General features: G+C 45.1%; 14 protein-coding genes. All 14 read right to left on the bottom strand.

What is annotated here, in order from left to right; all coding sequences use genetic code 11:
• Position 1: 1 nt before the first annotated feature.
• Positions 2-1,972 (bottom strand): DNA topoisomerase IV subunit B, encoded by a 1,971-nt coding sequence (gene parE / locus AC787_RS09550; RefSeq protein WP_054024558.1) that lies wholly within the window; start codon positions 1,970-1,972, stop codon positions 2-4.
• A gap of 283 nt (positions 1,973-2,255) precedes the next feature.
• On the bottom strand, positions 2,256-2,462 hold the full coding sequence (locus tag AC787_RS09545; protein ID WP_152970614.1) for a hypothetical protein: 207 nt from the start codon (positions 2,460-2,462) through the stop codon (positions 2,256-2,258).
• Positions 2,463-3,080: 618 nt separating this feature from the next.
• A complete protein-coding gene (locus AC787_RS09535) occupies positions 3,081-3,359 on the bottom strand; it encodes a YqkE family protein (RefSeq protein WP_054024556.1) in 279 nt (92 codons plus the stop codon).
• A 30-nt stretch (positions 3,360-3,389) separates the two neighbouring features.
• Positions 3,390-4,574: a formate-dependent phosphoribosylglycinamide formyltransferase gene (purT, locus tag AC787_RS09530; protein WP_054024555.1), complete on the bottom strand. Its 1,185-nt coding sequence runs from the start codon at positions 4,572-4,574 to the stop codon at positions 3,390-3,392.
• A 163-nt stretch (positions 4,575-4,737) separates the two neighbouring features.
• Complete coding sequence (locus AC787_RS09525; RefSeq protein WP_054024554.1) at positions 4,738-6,561, bottom strand: ABC transporter ATP-binding protein; 1,824 nt, start codon at positions 6,559-6,561, stop codon at positions 4,738-4,740.
• Complete coding sequence (locus AC787_RS09520) at positions 6,561-8,348, bottom strand: ABC transporter ATP-binding protein (RefSeq protein ID WP_054024553.1); 1,788 nt, start codon at positions 8,346-8,348, stop codon at positions 6,561-6,563. Before AC787_RS09520 ends, AC787_RS09525 begins: the two co-directional genes overlap by 1 nt.
• A 295-nt stretch (positions 8,349-8,643) precedes the next feature.
• Positions 8,644-12,309: a dynamin family protein gene (locus tag AC787_RS09515; RefSeq protein WP_054024552.1), complete on the bottom strand. Its 3,666-nt coding sequence runs from the start codon at positions 12,307-12,309 to the stop codon at positions 8,644-8,646.
• A gap of 10 nt (positions 12,310-12,319) precedes the next feature.
• On the bottom strand, positions 12,320-12,592 hold the full coding sequence (locus AC787_RS09510; RefSeq protein ID WP_054024551.1) for a hypothetical protein: 273 nt from the start codon (positions 12,590-12,592) through the stop codon (positions 12,320-12,322).
• Positions 12,593-12,597: 5 nt separating this feature from the next.
• On the bottom strand, positions 12,598-13,293 hold the full coding sequence (gene nth, locus AC787_RS09505; protein WP_054024550.1) for an endonuclease III: 696 nt from the start codon (positions 13,291-13,293) through the stop codon (positions 12,598-12,600).
• Between the two features lie 163 nt (positions 13,294-13,456).
• Positions 13,457-15,940 (bottom strand): S-layer homology domain-containing protein, encoded by a 2,484-nt coding sequence (locus tag AC787_RS09500; RefSeq protein ID WP_054024549.1) that lies wholly within the window; start codon positions 15,938-15,940, stop codon positions 13,457-13,459.
• Between the two features lie 96 nt (positions 15,941-16,036).
• Positions 16,037-16,588 (bottom strand): GerMN domain-containing protein, encoded by a 552-nt coding sequence (locus AC787_RS09495; RefSeq protein ID WP_054024548.1) that lies wholly within the window; start codon positions 16,586-16,588, stop codon positions 16,037-16,039.
• A 19-nt stretch (positions 16,589-16,607) separates the two neighbouring features.
• Complete coding sequence (locus AC787_RS09490; RefSeq protein WP_054024547.1) at positions 16,608-18,002, bottom strand: N-acetylmuramoyl-L-alanine amidase; 1,395 nt, start codon at positions 18,000-18,002, stop codon at positions 16,608-16,610.
• Positions 18,003-18,160: 158 nt separating this feature from the next.
• Complete coding sequence (leuD, locus tag AC787_RS09485; protein ID WP_054024546.1) at positions 18,161-18,760, bottom strand: 3-isopropylmalate dehydratase small subunit; 600 nt, start codon at positions 18,758-18,760, stop codon at positions 18,161-18,163.
• A gap of 32 nt (positions 18,761-18,792) precedes the next feature.
• Positions 18,793-20,202 carry a 3-isopropylmalate dehydratase large subunit gene (gene leuC, locus AC787_RS09480; RefSeq protein ID WP_054024545.1) on the bottom strand — a complete coding sequence of 470 codons (1,410 nt, stop codon included), beginning with the start codon at positions 20,200-20,202 and terminating at the stop codon, positions 18,793-18,795.
• Positions 20,203-20,344: the final 142 nt, after the last annotated feature.

Here is a 20,344-nt window from a genome sequence, read left to right as displayed (position 1 = left end):
CCTATTCCTCGTATTCCATAAAATCGACATTTTCAACAATCCAGCGTTTACGCGGGTCAACCTTATCTCCCATAAGCGTCGATACTCTGCGCTCCGCTTTGGCAGCATCCTCGATCTGTACCTGTAGAAGCGTCCTCTTCTCAGGATCCATCGTCGTTTCCCATAATTGATCGGGATTCATCTCACCAAGCCCTTTATAACGTTGTAGCTCATAATTTTTACCGTATTCTTTCAAATAGTTTTGCAGCTGCTCATCCGTCCACGCATAGCGTATCGTCTCCAGCTTGCCGGATTTACGAGTAATTTTGTACAATGGCGGCTGAGCGATATATACGCGTCCCAAATCGATTAATGGCTTCATATAACGGTAGAAAAAAGTAAGAAGCAGCACTTGAATATGAGCACCGTCTGTATCCGCATCTGTCATAATAATAATTTTGTTATAGTTGCATTCCTCTGCTACAAACTCCGAGCCTACGCCCGCGCCTATTGCTGAAATGATTGCCTTATACTCGTCGTTTTTCAAAATATCGATGAGCTTGGCCTTCTCAGGATTCATTGGTTTTCCCTTAAGCGGCAGCAGTGCTTGATACTTCGAGTCACGGCCCTGCTTAGCTGAACCTCCGGCAGAATCACCTTCCACAATAAACAACTCCGTACGCGTTATATCCTTAGACTGCGCAGGGGTTAGCTTGCCATTTAGATTAGAGCTCTCGCTCCGCTTCTTGCCGCTGCGAATTTCTTCACGCGCTTTGCGTGCAGCTTCTCTCGCTTTTGAGGCTTGAAGCGATTTCTTTAACAGCATTTGGGCGATTTGAGGATTTTCCTCTAGAAATACCTGCATCTTCTCAGAAACGATCGCATCAACTGCGCTCCGTGCAGATGAGCTGCCGAGCTGATCCTTTGTTTGTCCGACAAATTCAACCTCAGACATCTTGATATTAATTACGACCATCATGCCTTCACGCAAATCGTTGCCTTCAAGATTTTTGTCTTTCTCCTTCAGCATCGATGCTTTGCGGGCATAATCATTCATGACACGAGTATAAGCGGTTTTAAAACCAGTTTCATGTGTACCGCCGCCGCGTGTTGGAATTGAGTTAACGAATGAAGCTATCGTCTCGGTATAGCCGTCATTATATTGGAGGGCTACCTCCACCTCAATATCATCCCGTTCACTGGCAAAATGAATAACATCATGCAGTACGGTCTTTTCTTCGTTCAAAAACTGGACGAATTGGCGAGCTCCGCCTTCATAATGAAACACATCCTGTTTGCCGCTGCGGTCGTCTTTAATCGTTACTTTCAGCCCTGAGTTCAGAAATGCGATCTCTTGCAAACGTTCAGCCAGCGTATCATAACTTAGTGTCGTACCATTTTGAAAAACACGTCCATCTGGCTTAAAAGTAACCTTAGTGCCTGTCCGATTCGTAGTTCCTATTACCTCAAGGCCGCGTACGGGCTCACCAACATGCTCACGCCCCGCTTCATCAACCCAATATTCAAAACGTTGTCTATGAATTTTGCCGTCACGGTAAATATCGACCTCAAGCCATTCCGACAAAGCATTTGTTACTGACGCACCAACGCCGTGCAAACCGCCGGATTTCTTATATCCGCTGCCGCCAAACTTACCGCCTGCATGCAAAATTGTAAAAACGACCTGCGGTGTAGGTATACCGGTCTTATGCATGCCGGTAGGAATACCACGCCCGTTATCATGTACGGTTACTGAGCCGTTCTTATGCAGCGTTACTTCTATGGCCGAACAAAATTTAGCCAAATGCTCATCTACTGCATTATCGACAATTTCCCAAACGAGATGATGCAAACCCGAGCTGCTTGTACTTCCTATGTACATGCCCGGTCTTTTTCTTACTGCGGTTAACCCTTCAAGCACCTGTATATCATCGGCCTCATAATTTCGGTCTGCGGCCGCTGTATTTGCGAAGAGATCTGTTTGCTCAGACATGAGCGTCCCCCTATCTTTAATCACGTTTCCGTATCTTCAAGCTATTTTAATTCAATTTGTCATGTTTCGTAAAGTCTCCTATGGAAACGATTCGTGTAAGAATACCAATAATCGCAAGCACGGTAAAGGAAAACTCAGGCACTTTAGTTTGATAAATCGTTGCAAGCTGTTCTAATAAGTAGCCGGTTTCAGATTAACGTCAATGAAAATAATTAATACTCATTTAGGATGCTTTATTTTACACATTGCCAAAAGAGATACATATAAGGATAACACACTATGCTTACTTAACCGAACATTTCAACGTATAGTTGAATTGCAGCCATTGGATACCATCATGATTTACACCGAATGACAATAACTTATTCATAACCATCAGCTCAGCGTATGTAATAATCGGAATAAGTGCAAGCATAATTAACACAATAACAAAAAAACTTTTTTTGTTCCACAATTTCCACAACTCATTTTCAATAAGCGGCATAAGCAATTGATGTACTTCCTTGCTCCAGATGCTTCTACCAGCTTCGACCACGAAACATAGCGTTATACTCTTATCGTACATGGAGGAATTTTAGTAATAAAAAGCCGTTTACAAACGTTTCGTTGGATTAACTGTTGTTAGCATGTTTTACAGATTCATTAAATTTATGTATGCATGGTAACAATTTTAATAAAAAACATACGAATGTGATACTAAGTCCTGTATTATTAAACGTTTAGGATTGACTTTATCACTCATCCTTCGTAATATGGTTTACGGTTCAAATCCACATCCAAAATCATATTCGAGGTATCCATATGCAAATGAATACGAATGATCGCATTGATTGTATGAAATGCAAGCATTATTTTATAACATGGGAGCCGAGTGCCCCTAAAGGTTGCAAAGCCTTTGGTTTTAAGACAAGCATAATGCCAAGCCTTATGGTACTTCGTTCATCAGGTAAACCTTGCATGCATTTTGAGTCAAAAGAAATTCGTCAAAAGTAAATATAAAAATATGGATTGCTGAATTTAACCCATTAGGCATATGCGCAACAAAAAAAAAGCACCCTAAGGTGCTTTTATCGAGAACAGATTATCTTATTGAACTACGACTATAATCCTATGATTTATGCTTTGACCAATTAGGATCACTATTGTCAAGCAAATAAGAGAAGTCGTTTTCCAAACGCTTCTGCTCCTGCTTTTTCTTTTCCTCTTCCTGTTTGCGAAGCTCTTCTTTGCGTAATGCCTCAGCTTGCTTCATATCATCAGCCTGTGCTTTTAACTTGCCAAGTACCTCATTACTGAGCAAATCCTTAAGCGTCAAGCCATTGTCCGGCTCGTTTTTTGGAGCTGATCTTGGAGCTGATGACGTTATTTTCTTCTGTTTCTTTCCCATAGCTGCTACACCTGCCTTAAAATGAACATTCTATTCGTTATTATACGATACGTAAAGAGCTTCCGCAGCTGTACGAGCCAAATCGCGTGCTTGTTCAACATTTGGAGCTGTGCTTAGCGTAACGGCCATTCTACGTCCGACCTTCGTTTCCGGTTTTCCGAAAACCCGAACCTGTGTATTAGGAACCGACAACGCCTCTTCAATACCTCCGATGCGGAAATCGGAAGACTCACGGTCTGCTTTCAAGGTATGTGATGCACCATGCGTCAGCAATCGAATCGTTGGAATAGGGAATCCTAAAATAGCTCTTACATGCAATGCAAACTCAGACAAATCCTGAGTCGCCATCGTTACCATGCCTGTATCATGCGGACGCGGCGATACTTCACTAAACAAGACGCCATCCTTTGTAATGAATAACTCAACACCATAAATACCATACCCGCCCAGCTCGTCTGTGATGCGTTGCGCTATTGACTCCGCTTGTGCGATCTGAGCCTCTGTCATATGATGCGGCTGCCAGGATTCGATATAATCGCCATCCTTCTGCACATGACCAATTGGCGGGCAATAGCTCGTACCCGAAACAGATCGAACGGTAAGCAGCGTAATTTCGGATTCAAATGTTACGAAACCCTCCACGATAACGCGCTGCTTCTTCGCACGTCCACCTTCCATCGCATAGCTCCAGCATGCTTCTAGCTCCGCTTCGGATCGGCAGACGCTTTGTCCTTTACCTGAGGAACTCATAATTGGTTTGATGACGCATGGAAAGCCAAGTGTTTCAGCCGCGAGACATAGCTCGTCAAAAGTGTCTGCAAATCGATATGGAGCCGTTGGCAGCTCTAAAGTCTCAGCAGCCAAGCGGCGAATACCTTCGCGATCCATCGTCAGCCAAGCTGCGCGTGCCGTAGGAATGACGCGATGTCCTTCCTTCTCCAGCTCTAGCAGCGTTTCGGTTGCGATCGCTTCAATTTCCGGAACAATAAAGTCAGGCTGCTCCTTCTCGATAATACGGCGAAGCTCAGCTCCGTCCAGCATATCGGTCGTATAGCTGCGATGTGCAACTTGCATGGCTGGCGCCTGGTCATAACGATCTACAGCAATCGTCTCTATGCCAAGTCGCTGAGCCTCCAGCACGACCTCTTTACCAAGCTCACCGGAGCCTAGCAGCAGCAACTTACGAGCATTCGTTGTTAAGGGTGATCCATACATAAACAAAAAGAACCTCCTGGAAGCAAATCGAATCGGCAGCTCTGCCCAAAAGGCAGTGACAATCGTTTCGGTTCGTTTTTTCTTCCATTGTGGAGGTTCTATGCTCAAAAATCAACTATTTTTATAAGCAATTGATGATAAAGATAGGATTATTGCTTATGTTTTAAAGAAAACGGTATTGCGCTTCGATCAAGCCGTTGTATACGCCGCGCTTTGCAAGCAATGCTTCATGATTGCCTTGTTCGACGATTTGACCATGGTCAAGCACGATAATTTCATCCGCATGACGAATCGTTGACAATCGGTGAGCAATCATAAAGGATGTACGACCAGCAAGCAGCGTCTTAAGCGCCTCTTGAATTTTTAACTCCGTTTCAGTATCAATGCTGGCTGTCGCTTCATCCAAGATCAGTATTTGCGGATCAGCAAGCAATGCTCTGGCGAACGACAGCAGCTGACGCTGACCCATGGATAGCACATTGCCTCGCTCCTCTACCTGCGTATCATAGCCATCAGGAAGCCCCATGATGAAATCATGCGCATTAACAGCTTGAGCCGCTTTTACGACTTCAGCGTCGGTCGCATCCAAACGTCCATACCGAATATTGTCGCGAATCGTGCCTGCAAAAATAAACGTATCCTGGAGTACGATGCCGACCTGTGAGCGCAAGCTCTCGATCGTCACATCACGAATGTCGATGCCATCGATGAGCACTCGACCTTCAACTGGATCATAGAACCGGCATAATAGGTTAATGATCGTACTTTTTCCTGAACCTGTATGACCTACGAGAGCAATGGATTGGCCTGCCTTCACATCAATAGTAATGCCCTTGAGTGCCGGTCTACCCTTCTCGTATTCGAACACGATGTGATCGAACTTCACCGCGCCTACAATTTTAGGCAGCGGTTTTGCCACCTTTTGTTCTGCTACAGTCGGTTCTTCATCAATAAATTCAAAAATCCGCTCTGATGAAGCCATAGCAATGAGAAGCTGGGAATACATTTGTCCTAGTCTGTTGATCGGGTCCCAGAAGTTCCCTATATAGTTGGCATATCCGACAAGCAAACCAACCGTAATGGCTCCTACTTGAATTAGATGTGAACCGTACCAGAAAAGAATAAACGTACCGATTGCTGAAGTGATTTCGATTACTGGACCAAACGTTTGGTTTAACGATGACGCTCTGTTCCATGATTTATTGTTGACCGTGTTCATATGATCGAAAAAGCTCATATTGTCTTTCTCTTGTACGTACGCTTGCGTAACTTTCATCCCTTGAATACTTTCATTTAAATGAGAGTTAATGCGGGACTGCTTAATGCGCACATCCTGCCATGCAAAACGAATCTTTTTGCGCAGCGTCGTCGACACAATAAACATGAGCGGCACGGTTATCATCACCGCGAGTCCAAGCTTAAAGTTCCATACGAGCAAAATAATGACGATACCGAACAGTTGCACACAGTCCATCAATAAGTTGACGACCCCGTTTGTGAACAAATCCTGCAGTGCATTAACGTCGTTCGTTACACGAACGAGTACTGAGCCTGCTGGACGTTTATCATAAAAACGGAAGCTTAGCTTTTGAATATGCTGGAATAAATGATTTCTGAGATCGTAAATGACTTTTTGTCCAATGATGTTCGTATATTTGATCCGGTACGTATTGGATGCCCATTGAATAACATACAACACCAGCATGATGCTTGCTATAGTGATCAGCTTGGATACGCTTGTTTCACCATTCTCAGGAGCAATCGCTTCGTCAATCGCGAGGATGACGAGCGCCGGCACGCCAAGACGTGTCAATGTACCAAGGATCATCATAATGATGACGGGCATTAATTGTTTTGAGTAAGGTTTCATATATCCGAACAATCGACGCAATTGACTCCAGTTAAAGGGTTTTTCAATCAGCTCATCGTCTTGGTATATGAAGCGCTCATTTTTGTTGCTAGCCTTTGCTTTGGCACTCGTACTCATTATACGGTACTCCCTTTCCGCTCATTCGCTTGCGCAGCCACGGCAGCATCATCAAGCGGATAGTCAGCATATTGAATATTGTAGGTGTCGCGGTATGGTCCCTTTTGCTTTATCAACTCTGCATGTGTTCCGCGCTGAACGGCATGACCTTTGTCTAATACGATGATTTCATCGGCATGTCTAAGCGAAGATATCCGATGTGCAATAATAAAGGTCGTGCGGCCGGCCATCAGTTCCTTGAAGCCCGCTTGAATTTCATGCTCGGTTTCCATATCTACCGCGCTTGTTGCGTCATCCAAAATTAAAATTCTAGGATTTTTAATGAGTGCTCTCGCAATCGCAATCCTTTGCTTTTGTCCACCGGACAAGCCCATTCCTCTTTCGCCGACGATTGTATCGTAGCCTAGCGGCAGTTCCAAAATGAAGTCATGTGCTTTTGCAAGTTTAGCCGCATGTTCGATCTGCTCTGGTGTTACATCCCGCACGCCATAAGCGATATTATCGCGAATCGAAGCGGAGAATAAGAACGTTTCTTGGAACACGGGAGCAATTAAGGAACGAAGGCTGGCGACATCCAAATTCTTAATATCGATGCCATCGAGCGTTATCGAACCTGTTTTCACATTGTAGGCTCTCATTAGCAATTGAATAATTGTTGATTTACCTGAGCCTGTCGCACCTAGAAATCCAATGACAGAGCCAGCTGGCGCATCAATGACCAAGTCGGTTACCGCCGGCGTTTTGTCAGGATAGCTAAAGGTAACATGGTCAAAGCGCACATGTCCTTTCACTGTATCGCTTGTAACCTCAATCGCATGCTCAATATTTTTTACATGAACATGTTCATTTAGCAGTCCTAGTACTCTCTCGCCAGAAGCTTTGAACTGCGTGTAGTTATTAATATGGAACCCAAGGCCCCACATCGGGCCGATAATGTACCAAATTAAGCTGAAAAATGCTACGAATTCGCCAAGCTGAAGCGATCCGTTAATAACAAGAATACCGCCGGTTACAAGAAGGATAACCGCACTTAAGTTCGCAACGAGCTCCATTACAGGGAAAAATTTCGCCCAAATTTTTGCTGCGCCAACTTGATTCGTCTGGTAGGCTTCACTGCGTACTGCAAATTTCGACACTTCATGCGATTCGCGTGCAAAAGACTTAACGGTGCGTACACCCGTAATATTCTCTTGAACCGCAGTCGTTAAATTACTCATTGCTTGACGCATTTCGCGGAACGCGGGATGAATATTACGCTCAAAACGAATGGCGGCGAAACCAAGCAGCGGTATAGTCACTAGCGTAATTAGCGTTAGCTGCCAATGAATGGACAACATCATCGCACCGCCGAACAAGATCATTAGCACCATATTCAAGATTTGCGCAAAGCCAAAACCGATAAAGTTGCGAATCGCCTCCAAATCAGCTGTCAGACGAGACATTAAATCGCCTGTTTTCGCTTTGTCATAATATTGAAAGGACAGCTTCTGCAGCTTGTCGTACAGCGCATTCCGCATGTGGAACGCTACTTTGTTTCCAAGTCGTGCACCAAAAAAACCATGTAAATACTGCATACACCCTTTAAAGATAATGACTCCGACTACTGTAAAAGCAAGCGTCGGTACTAACTCGAATTTTCGTGGCGTAATGACATCATCAATCAAGTACCGCAGTAAATTCGGATAGACAAGTCCGAGCGCCGTAGCGCACATTAAGCAAAATATTGAGGTGAACATAAACTTTCGTTCTGCCCAATAAAATGCTTTCAACTGCCTTAGTACGTCCAAGTAAATCCATCTCCCCGTATCTATTTTGTAAGCATGAATGAATATTATCAGCATCATCAAATGGGAGCAAACAGTATAAATATGCATATAACTGTTATAAAGCCCTTATTGTCTCGTTATCTAAATTGAAAACGGTTAATACTCCCAATTGGTCGTTAATCATGACAAATATGTGCCTATTACTCAATTTTTGCACAAAAACACACTAAATAAAAAAAAGCTTTTGCAAGCGTTTAACACGCTCGCAAAAGCATTCAGCTATTAATGCGATAGAACAATCCCTATTCATTGACAATTAGAGATGAATCAATTGATCGTACAGCTCCTTAAGCTCAGCCGTATCCGCACTTCCGGACAACGAGATTCGTTTGCCGCTTTCATAGGCAAGCATATCCTCTTGCAGCTGTTTGCCAGCTTGTTCAGCAGCATTCTGCCATATTTGCTCGTATAGCGATGTCCACAGTAAGGTTTGCTCAGACATCCATCCATTTAATGAAGGAGCAAGCAGCGCTTCAAGCTCTTTACGGAGTATCGATTTGCCCTCGCCTTCAAAAAATTGACGCGGTGATTTGAAACGGCTCCAAAGCAGTTTTGCATCAACTGAATCAGATTCCCAGGCAATCGGCTCATCCGGTGTTGGCAAAGCAGCTGGCGCATAAGGAACAGCGCTATAAGCTGTGATTGATGTCTCTAAACGCTGAGCTGTATGACTATATTGCTTTTGCAGCTGAGTATGAACCCCTCGTTCCATCCGAAGCGAGGTTGCCAACATCTCCTGCGATAGCTCCAGCTGGACGAGCCGCTGCAGCTCAAGCCAAGATGTCCATATTGCTTTGCGCAAATCACGTCCATCGTCCTGCAAAGAAGCAGGATTAAAAGCTAGGTTGTAAAACTCACCAAACCGATATTGGATACGTTGAACGACATAATACAATAACTCGCTAAGCTCCTGCTTAAGCTGCTCAGGCATCGTTCCTGTTTGAAGCGCTGATATATCGATCTTCGCTTCGTTAACAGCTTGCAGGAGCGCTATAAGCTCCGCTTCCCGCACGGCTGCATCGCCCTCTGCGCTTTGAAGCCAGCCTGCTACTGTCGCAGCCGCGCGTTTCAAATCTTGCTCCGCAGCATCAATAGCTAGTCGTCCGAGATCGTTCTGAATAAATGAAAGGAATGATTGCTCGAAAGCTTCAATGCCGGAACGTTTTAACAGCTCCGCATTTCCATCCAGTTTACCGTCCAGCGCCTGTAAGCTCGATACAGGGAATAGGCGAGGCGAGCGAATCGCATGTTGAAGAAGATTCGTCTCGACATGCTTTAACACGCCTGTAAGCTCCTCCTGGTCTGCTGCCAAATCAGCTGCGTTAACAAGGAAAAACATTTTATCGAGCTCGAATTGATCCTTCACTCTTCCAAGCTGCATCAGAAACTGACGGTCAGCTTGCGAGAAGGCATGATTGTAATAAGTAACAAACAAAACAGCATCCGCGTTTTTAATATAATTGAAGGCTACGCCTGTATGTCTAGCATTTACGGAATCTGCTCCCGGTGTGTCCACGAGCACGATGCCCTGCGCCGTTAGCGCGCAGTCATAATGGAGCTCGATTTCACTTACGAAGCAGGAACGTGATTCCTCTGCAACATACTTTTCGTATTCCGCTTGATCGACCGATAGCTGCTGACCGAGCAGTGGTTCATGTTCCGCCCAGCCGGCGCGAGCCGCGCGCAGGAAGCTAAAATGCGGGCGTCCGCCAGCACCGATGGAATCCGGTGAAAGGCGATCAATCGCCCGCATAAGAGCAGCGTCATCCGACAACTGCTCTGAACCAGCCTTTTCTCCGAGAAGCGCTAAGGAATAGCGCACATCGTCTACAATGGCAGCGCGCGTCTTCATGACGATGCGCGCGGTACCATGACCGTGCTCCGCCGTAGGGGGCACGAGCCGGTTGATCGCTGCCGTCGTCGGATTAGGAGAAACCGGGAGCACCGGTTCTCCGATCAGCGCGTTCGCAAGCGATGATTTGCCGGCGCTAAAGGCGCCGAATAATGCGATGGTGAAGCGGCTGTCCTGCAGCCGCTTCGCCTTGTCGCGCATCGCTTGCGCTGCAGCTGCCAGTGCAGCATGCGGCGCAAGCAGCTCCGCAGCGCCAGCTAAGCGCGCAGCAGCGCTGTGCTGCTGCGCCAAGGCTGCTCCGCCAGCAAGGGCGCTTCGCCCTGCTGCCGCGTGATGCTGCTCCGCTGACGCGCTGCGCCCGCTCACGCTCGTTAACACACCCCGCGCTTCAGCAGCTACGCCGCCTGCTTGCGCGAGCCCGCCCCCACCAGCACCAGCTGAACGCGGCGCTGGCAATGCCGGCCTTGCCGGCGTCTCAGGCAGCGCTGCAGCAAGCCGCGCCTTATGCTCCTCAGCGCGCTTCGCCAGCGCCGTGAGCGCATGAAGTGCACCAGCCTGCGCGCGAAGCGCAGCAAGCTGTGACTCTGCCTCAGCGGCGGCAGCTTCGCCTAGCACCGCTGCATGATCCGCCAGCGCATCGATGATTTCAAGCGCGCGCTGGCGATAAACCGCCTTCACATCCGCGGCTAGATCGCGGCTAAACGTCATTGTATATTCGTTGCTGATGACGGCTCCTGTTTTCACCCTTGCAATAAGCCATTCCGAATCCGGCAGCCAAGCCAAATTCCGTACTAGCTCCGCTTCCAGCTGCTCCCCATCGTATCCGATACGTTCAGCTTCTGTGCGCAGCAAATGCTTCACATGCCAATCGATTGAAGCACTGATTAAGCTGTTTAACTCTTCGCTGAACACCAGTAAGCGCCGTTCCTGCTCTGCAGCAGTCTTGGCTGCCGCAAATAGCAATCCAGCCTTAAAACCAGGTTTGCGGCTCTCTAGAAACGTTTGAGCCAAATCACGCAGTCCCGCTGGCGTTATATTCGCATTATCGAGCAGCGTTTGCAGCTCTTTGCGCAGCTGCGCCCGATAAACCTCTTTCTGCTCAGAAACATGACGGATCTTCTGTTTCAACTGATCCATTTCCATAGAGACAAGGGCTACTGCCTCAACGCCACCTGCCTCCGCCAGAAGCCGTTCACGCTCAGGCTCAGCTTGCAGCTCGCTCCATTTCAAATGTCCATCTGCCACATGACGCAGTGACGCATCTACGCTGTATACACATAGCGGCTTGCGGATCGTTTGCAGTTTATCAAGCAGCTCTAGCAATTGCTCCCACTCTTGAAATGGGTGTTCGGGATCGCGTAACGACAAATAAACGATCCCCGCCGGCTCCAAGTGCCAAGCGTGAAACGCATCCTCAACGCTTTGCCGATAACTCGCGAAGGACAGCTCGCGATCACGATGCTTATCAATCTGATTAACAATAAAGTATAAGGGCTTTCCCCAATCCTTCAATTGCTTGGCAAAAGAAAAATTGATTTCGGACTGAACATGGTTATAATCCATTACATAAAACACGACGTCTGCAAGATGCAAAGCGGATTCAGTAGCCATGCGATGGGCATCGTCAGTCGAATCAATACCAGGCGTATCAAGCAGCACCGTATGATCTCCTAGAAGCTCCGTTGGATAAACGATGGATACGGAGGTGAATTGCTCGCCATCCACGCAATAACGATCAAGCTCGTCGATTGGCACTTCCGCTTTGGAAGCTACACCGTTCTTAACTGTTTCAACAGCTGCATATGCTCGATCACCGCCGCGAATGGATACAACGTTCGCGCTTGTTGGAATTGGACTTGAAGGAAGCAGCTTTGTACCGCATAAACGATTGATAAGGGTTGATTTACCTGCTGAAAAATGTCCACAAAAAGCGACAGTAAGCCGACCATCGGTCAGCTTACTGTTTAGCTCCTGTGCTTGCTTTGCATGTAATGTATCTCCTGTAGCGGACATTAATCCTGCTGTCTCGGATATAGCTCCCGCTATGCTTTGCACGGTAATTTCTGTCATTTGCTTCTCCTTAAACGGCTTGCTCTTCTTCAGACGGCAAACAAATTTCAAATACGTTGCCATGCTGCAAAATCATGATGTTGCGTTCTTTATCTCTCATAACGACAACCTCAGGTTTTACGCGCATACGCTCGATGTATTGATCAGGAACGTCACCTGAGCCGCTAACTGTAATTCCTTCTACGAGGATATCCTCATGCTCCTCTGGCGGAGACTCAAGCACTTGCTCATAAATATCAGAAAAAAGCTCAAAATTGTTTGTGTACACGGAAATACAGTTCATTTTCATCATCCTTCACTGGCTATTTTAGGTTTTATACTCTTATTTTTGGTTTTAAAACCTGGCTTCATACGTTGTTTACCTTCTTTGCACAAATCAAGCAGCGGACAAATCGGACACTGCGGGCTTTGCGCTTTACAATGATAGCGGCCGAAAAAGATGAGCCTGTGGTGGGTTAATGTCCACTCCTCGCGCGGAACGAGCTTCATCAGCTTCTTTTCAACCTCTAGAACACTGTCATCCGCTTTAGCAAACCCTAATCGTTTCGTTACGCGATCCACATGCGTATCGACTGCGATGGCAGGCACGCCAAATGCATTTGACATGACGACATTAGCCGTCTTCCGCCCTACACCTGGCAGCTCGGTTAGACCCTCATGACTTTCAGGCACTTTCCCGTCATATTTATCAATGACTATGCGGCAAAGCTTTTGTATATTTGAAGCCTTACTTCGAAACAAGCCGATGCGGCGAATGTCCTGCTCTAGTTCTTCCAGCGGCACGCTCAAATAATCCTCGGGACACTTATATTTTTGAAATAAGTTCACCGTTACCTTATTGACCGTCTCATCCGTACACTGAGCAGACAGCAGCACTGCTATTGTAAGCTCAAACGGATTACTGTGAATCAGCTCACAGTGTGCATCTGGAAACATGTCCGCTATAATATCTAGCACATGACGCATTTTCTGTTTCGCAACCATCGTCCTCTCCCCTAATCTAACACTATCGTTCAAAGTGTAGCGAAATTTGTCACGGTTAGCAACCGTAAACAAGCACATTCTATAAAAAAACTGCCCCTAAGGGCAGTTTTTTCACAAAAAATGAATATCTCAGGCTATATTTCATGAAAATTTCATTAAAAAGCTACTTGACGATTGCAATAGCATAATTTCTAAAGCCAAAGATTGTAATTGTATCTCCTGACTTAAAAGCTGTTACCGAAACCGAATTTCCATTTAAAATGTATTTGGTCTGGCTGTTTACATTAAAATAATTCCGGTTATCCGTATCCGATGCTTTCTCCGTCCATACTTGCGATGTCGTTGCATTGAAGTTCGTAAATACACGGCTCTCGCCAACAGCTACAGTCAATTGTGTTTTGTTGCCTTCCAGCTTCTGAACCTCAACATAGTCGCCAACCGTCAACAAGCTCGTTGCTGTTCCTTGTGAGGCTCCTTTGAGGATAACAAATCCAGCATCGCCATTGTAGGCAACGGTTTGACCTACAAGGTCTACAATCGTGACACTGTTTGCTGATACCGATTGAACTTTTCCATAAGTAACGGATACTGTACGTGCTCGAGCAGCTTCTTTCCCTAAGTAATTCACAGCAATAATAGAGCCTGGAGTAATCTGTTCAATCGTGAGCGTTGCACCTGCTTCGTTAACCAATTCTGTACCTAATACATTAAGTTCAAATGGAGCTGTCATCGCGTTTTTGACACGAATCTTTTTGTTATTTACATCTACTGAGATTACATCGTATTGAGCATTTGTATGGACTCTGATCTTTGTTACTCGATCTTGGTTACTGCTTAAATCAAGCGTTAGTAGATCGCCTGCCTTTAAATCACTTAAAGACGCATTTGCAATCGCAGAGTGCTCCACGAGAGCAGTGTTATATGGAAGTGATAACGTAGCACCGTTCTCCAAACGAATGTTCATCAAATTACTTGACGAGTTCATTGAAATTAAAGTACCCGTATATTTAGTTAAAAATTGCAGTGATACGATCGAATTTCCTGTATAGCTGATAACAATTTTTCTGTTAACAGTCAATAAGCTATTTGCAGATGCAAGTGAAATAACATTACCGCTGTATTCAATTCTTGTTTTATCCGTAAAATATAGTGCTTGGGCATTGTTACCATTAGCATCGAGGATAGTTAACAGCTTTTTATCGTAAACAAAACCGGCAATCTGAGCACCTGCAATCATTTTCACATTGCGGTTGACTACTTTCACCTTCGTTACTTTATCTGACTCATTAAGAGTTAGCTCCACTTGGTCTGCTTCTTTAATCAGATCACCAATTGTCGCACCGTTAATTCCCTCAATTTCAACGTTTACCGTATCCGCCATCAATTTAGATACAAGTGTAGTACCCTCCATAATGGTAATTAGGTCACCAGTCGCGCCATAGAAAGTACCTTTTACATTCGTAGCTGATGCTTGTGTCGATGCAATTATTTTAAGAGTTGCGGGAGCATCACGGAAACTGTCCTGCACAATGCTAATCTGGCTATCTCTCTTAATTGCACTCAAAGCTAACGGTTTGCCATCCGTATCAACTACTGCTACTGCATCATTATAGAAAAATTCCACAGGCTTATTGTTGATCCATACATACAGCTTCTTCTCATCCGCTATGACACGATCCAGTGTACCTGTCGTTGTTTTTGTGTAGGCTTTATCACCCGTCACCTCGACGTACAACGCTTTTCCGTCCTTGGCAATAATGCTTATATCTCCGTACTCAAGCAACTGCTGTTTCGTAATCGGTGTTTCCGTATTGTAATGATAGAATAACGTATCTGAATTGATACTATAGTTGGTTTCCTTTTTATCGCTGTAAACGGTAATTTGTGTATCAGTTATTTTAGTAACAATACCGTTCACTTGACCTTCATATGCTACGGGGAACAGCTTCTCAGCACGGCTGAACATCGTAGCAAGACTCGCGCGGTTCACGTTCGCTTTAGGTTGAAATTTGTCGGTCGTAACACCTTTTACGAGATCAAGCTTGTTTGCTGCATTCACGTATCCTTTATATAAGGAATTGATTTGCGCTGCATCCGCGAAAGTTGAAGCTGTATTTTGCAATCGTTTGGCTTCTTCCTCTTGCTGAATAGCGCGAACCATAAGTTTTGTCACCCATTCACGGGTAGCAGGCTTCGTCCCCCAAGCCGTTTTGGGATCTTTAGCAGCAAGTTCAAACTCTTCTGCTTGATCAAGCAAGCCTTCCTGGAAAGCTAGCGTAACATACGCTTTAAAATACTTGCTTACGGAAAAAGAATTAGGAAATCCTATGATAGCGTCATTATCAGCTTTTTTATCCAGACCTGCAAACCTTAGAGCCATCAGAACAGCCTCTTGCTGACTCACATTTTCTTTCGGACGAAATACGGCGGCTCCTGTTGATGTCTTATTTCCTTCAATAATTCCTTGCAATGCAAGTTTAGCTATATGCTTCTCTGCCCAGTGACCGTTGCTTACATCGGTAAATGGTGTTGTATATCCGGAGGCTGCGGATGCAAAAGAAGCAGGCATGATTACCCCGCTTCCTGCAACTAGTGAAAAAGCTAGCGCTCCAATCAAAATCTTTTTGCTCGCAAATTGCATTGTCATAAGTAGATATTCCCCCTGATTAGTATGTAATAACTCATGCAGAACGGCTTCGCCAACCTATTGCTAGGACGGAGCGAAGCCATTCATAGTCTTTGCTTATTGCTTGTTCATTGGATATTCTAATTCAACATGACCCATCAGAGTCTCAACCTTTTGTCCATCGACAAGCAGTTCGATCGATTGAACAGCATCGAATTGAAACAATGTTTGTTGAAGCGTCTTAATGACAAACATCTCGCCTGGCGCGCCAAGTCGCGCTTCATCTGGCAAATGGATATCCAGTGTAACAAGCCCGTCTGATAGTTGTACGGATTTAACCTCAATCCGTTTCCATAAAGATAATTTATTCTCGTCAGCATCTTTCTGCAATTCAGCAATTGCAGCCTTGACCAGATCAATATCCTTCTCATAAGTTAGCTTGACTGGATGCTCCACGGTTTCAACCAGCTCTGGATCGGTTAAGTAAATAATAGCATCTTGCTCTTTTAATGCCGGTGTAGGCTCTGGTGAAGGCTCTGGTGAAGGTGAAGTCGTTGGCGATACAGTGCTGCCTGGATTATTACCTGGCTTGTCCTGTGCACCACAGCCGACAAGCGCAGCGGATAAAATGATGACAGCAAGCAGCCCGCGTGCTTTGAAAGTTTTCATAACACTGAACACCTGCTTTCTATTTTACATTTAAGTACTCTTTGATGCCTGCAACAAGCTCAGCAGCTATTTTGTTTTGTGCCGCATCATTAAATAACAATTTTGCATCGTTAGCGTTGGATAAGAATCCCGCTTCAATCAGTACAGCAGGCATCGTTGTTTGTTTGATGACTTTATAAGCTTCTTTCTTGACCCCACGATCTCTAAGACCTGTTGCGGCAATCAGATGCTTATGAATAACACCTGCAAACGCCTTGCTGTTATCGCGATAATAGTAAGTTTCAGTTCCTGTTGCGGAACTAGCACCACTATTGGCATGAATAGACATAAATAAATTAGCCTTTTTGCTTTCTGCAAACTTGACGCGATCATCTAAAGTCGGATAGGTATCACCCGTTCTTGTTAGATGAACCTTTATCTTGCTTTCTTTGTCAAGCAATGCCTTCATCTTTAGAGCGATATTAAGCGTAAATTCTTTTTCCCACTTTTTCAATACACTCGCTGCACCTGGATCTGAACCGCCATGTCCCGCATCAAGAACAACGTTATAGACTTTGGATGATGGAGGATCGACCGGCGTACCTGGAACATCTGTTGCCGACATTAAGCTAAAATGAATCTTTCCTAATTCCTCGGTCATCTCATAGCCGGTATTATCGCCAATAAGAATGACTAGTCGAGCGGTAGCTGGCGTGTTCGAAAATAATGAATAACGATAACCTTGCAAATAAGTGCTGTCTGTTACATTAACCTCAACTTGTCCATTCAAAAACTGTGAAGATAAGTCCGATGAATAGTTAGTATTCGGAAAATCAAATACGATACGCTTTGGGTTTTCGAGCACCATTGGCTTGCTGGCTTTAACTTCGCCTTCATAATCAATAGTCACTCTGCTTTCGCCAGAATAAGAAATGTCTGTAATCTGGCCTGTTGTTTCAGGCGGAAAAGTCGGTTCAGGATCGATCGGTTCTGTCGGATCTGTTGGTTCTTGTTCGTACATATGTACTTCCTTCTCAACAGCTTTCCATTCGAAATCCAAACCAAACTGTTCACCAATAAAGCGTAGTGGAACTAATGTGTAGCCCTTAATGATTGCAACTGAGGTGTCCATTTTAACCTTTTTGTCATTAACGACTGCCATATTGTCATTTAGTTTTAACTTTATGACATTATTGGCGTGAGTTACTGTCGCTGTTTTGGACGTGTTATCCCAAACAATCTGATAGCCTAAGCCTTCTGATACGGTCCGTACTGGAACAATCGTTGAACTGTTGATGATTTGCGGACTGACAACAGATTTCAATAGCTGACCATTTAAGAAAAGCTTGGGTACGACCTCAGCAGCTTGTCCTACTGCGGAGAACATCGTGAAAAAAATCGACATAAACATTAATACGGATACAAATCTTTTCATTTCCCACCTCGATGACTGAAATTGCCCTCATCGAATGAGTGCATTCGACTTTAACAGACGCAAATATAGACGCAGCTTGTCAGAAAAAGTTGCGTTTAAAGGAAAAAAGAGGACGATTCTCCCCTAAGGGATGATTCGTCCTCTTCATTTCATTTTAATTACACAAGACGAGCGATATGTTTTTGCTCATAAGCTGTAATTTTGTCTTCATGTTGAAGAGTCAAACCGATATCGTCAAGCCCTTGCAGCAAAAATTGACGACGGTGCTCATCAAGGTCAAATGAGATCGTTAGACCATGCTCATCCGAAAGCTGTTTGTTTTCCAAATCAACAGTAAGCTTGTAGCCGTCATGCTTAGCCGTGCGCTGGAATAGCTCTTCCACTTGCTCTTCGCTAAGCTTGATTGGCAAAATACCGTTTTTGAAGCAGTTGTTGTAGAAAATATCCGCATAAGACGGAGCGATAATAACTTTGTAGCCATAGTCAAGAATAGCCCAAGGAGCATGCTCACGGGATGAGCCGCAACCAAAGTTAGCACGGGAAACAAGTACAGATGCGCCCTCGTAACGCGGTTTATTCGGCTCGAATTCTACGTTCACATCACCATTTTCATGAAAACGCCATTCGAAGAAAAGAAATTGGCCAAAGCCGCTGCGCTCAATGCGCTTCAAAAATTGTTTCGGTATAATTGCATCAGTATCAACATTGACCCGGTCGACCGGGGCTACGATGCCTGTAAGTTGTTTAAACGGTTCCATATCTTATTTACCCCTCTCGCGTTCCATTCGTTCTACACTACGGCTTTAATTTCCCAATCGCGTACATCTGTGAAATGACCTTTAATCGCGGCAGCAACTGCCATCGCAGGCGATACAAGGTGCGTACGTCCGCCGCGGCCTTGACGACCTTCAAAGTTACGATTAGAGGTCGAAGCGCAGCGCTCGCCTGGTTTCAATACGTCAGGGTTCATCGCAAGGCACATTGAGCATCCTGCGTCACGCCATTCAAAACCTGCTTCCGTAAAGATTTGATCCAGGCCTTCTTTCTCGGCTTGAATTTTTACACGGCCTGAGCCTGGTACGACGATAGCCGTTACACGATCGCTAACTTTGTAGCCTCTAGCGATTTCAGCAGCAGCGCGCAAATCTTCGATACGGCCGTTTGTACATGAACCGATAAATACATAATCGATTGCGATTTCATTCATTGGTGTTCCTGGCTTTAGATCCATATATTCCAGTGCAGCTTCAGCTGCTTTACGCTCGTTCTCTGTTGGAAGATCAGCAGGGAATGGAACCTTTGCTGTAATGTTGGTACCCATGCCCGGGCTAGTTCCCCAAGTCACTTGCGGGATTAGAGCATCAACGTCGAAGTGAACGACTGTGTCATACTCTGCACCTTCATCAGTTGTAAGCTGTTTCCAAGTCTCAACTGCTTCTTCGTAGTTAGCTGGCGCATATTGACGGCCGCGAAGGTAATTAAATGTTGTTTCATCTGGAGCGATTAGGCCTGCGCGTGCGCCTGCTTCAATTGACATATTACAAACAGTCATCCGCTCTTCCATAGTCAAGCTTGTGATTGCTTCGCCAGTAAACTCAATGACGTAACCTGTTGCGAAATCTGTTCCGTACTGTGCAATAACGCCAAGAATTAAATCTTTTGCCGTTACGCCTGGTTTGCGTGTGCCGTTAAAGCGAACCTCAAGCGTTTTTGCTTTCGATTGCTGCAAGCATTGAGTAGCCATAACGTGCTCAACCTCACTCGTACCGATACCGAACGCCAATGCGCCGAAAGCACCGTGAGTGGATGTGTGGCTGTCTCCGCAAACGATTGTTTTACCTGGGTGTGTAAGACCAAGCTCAGGACCCATAACGTGTACGACACCTTGGTCAATGCTGTCAAGATCGAACAATTTTACGCCAAAGTCTTTACAGTTTTGAGTTAGTGTGTCAATTTGTTGCTTCGAAATCGGATCTGTAATGTTGAAGCGATCCTTCGTTGGTACGTTGTGATCCATCGTTGCGAAAGTAAGATCAGGACGACGCACTTTGCGTCCTGATAGACGCAAGCCTTCAAACGCTTGCGGAGATGTTACTTCGTGAACAAGCTGCAAATCGATATAAATAACGCTTGGCTTGCCTTCTTCTTGATTAATGACGTGATTATCCCAGATCTTTTCAAACATTGTCTTTTTCGTCATTATATTCACCCCACCGTTTCATTGAATCTTCTGCTTTTCTTAACTGAAACTACTATAGCATTTCTTTCTTCATTGATCCAAGATATAATATCTATAACGTCTATAGGTAATAACTATAATGATAGTTTCCTTGCATAATAAA

This window comes from Bacillus sp. FJAT-28004 (assembly GCF_001280845.1).
Lineage (GTDB): Bacteria > Bacillota > Bacilli > Paenibacillales > Paenibacillaceae > Pristimantibacillus.
This window is presented reverse-complemented; position numbering and strand designations above follow the sequence as displayed.